1 protein-coding gene is annotated in these 746 nt (G+C 71.7%); it reads left to right on the top strand.

All coding sequences use genetic code 11. The annotated features are described in order from the left end of the window. Positions 1-170: 170 nt before the first annotated feature. Positions 171-746: DUF2378 family protein (locus D7V77_RS42305; RefSeq protein ID WP_120581760.1), on the top strand; the 576-nt coding region annotated here is incomplete at its 3' end.

Here is a 746-nt window from a genome sequence, read left to right as displayed (position 1 = left end):
CGGAGGAGTCGCTCCAGCCCCCCCTTTCGACGCGTCGAACCGCGTCGGCCGACCCGTCGGGCCGCGTGCCGCACTGCGTTTTCGAACACTCCGCGTCATGTTCTTGAGAACTGGGAACCTACCGGGTTGAGGCGGCCCCTCTCACACGGGTAGCGTGGGAGGACATGCCGATGACCCCCGAACGCCTTGTCTTCCAGCAGAGCTTCGAAGGGCTGATTCGCGCCCTGGGTGACCACCTGGACGAGCCCTGCGCGCGGCAGCTGCGCGACGCCGGCATCGACCCTCGCGGGAAGCTGGCGGTGGCCTATCCCCTGGAGGTGTGGGTGGAGTCGCTGAAGCTGGCGTCGTCCGTGCTCGCGCCCGCGGCCACGCTGGACGACGGCGCGGAGGTGGTGGGCCGGCGCTTCCTGGAGGGCTACGGGTCCACGCTCATTGGCAGCGCGCTCCTGGCGGGCGTGCGGCTGCTGGGGCCGCACCGGATGCTGGAGCGGATGACGCGCAACCTGCGCACGGGCACCAACTACCTGGAGGCGCGGCTGGAGCAGACGGGGCCCACGCGCTACGTGCTCACCTGCCGCCCGGTGGTGATCGCCGGCTTCTACCGGGGCCTCTTCTCCGCCGGCCTGGAGATGAGCGGCGCGCATGGCGCCTCCGTGGTGCTGATGCGGGCCGCGGGCGACGCGGCCGTGTACGACCTGTCCTGGCAGCCGGAGAAGGGCGCGGGCAAGCCCCCCGAAGCGAAGCCC

Source organism: Corallococcus sp. CA041A (assembly GCF_003612075.1).
Classification (GTDB): domain Bacteria; phylum Myxococcota; class Myxococcia; order Myxococcales; family Myxococcaceae; genus Corallococcus; species Corallococcus exiguus.
The sequence above is the reverse complement of the archived record's forward strand: the minus strand, read 5'-3'. Positions and strand labels throughout refer to the sequence as shown.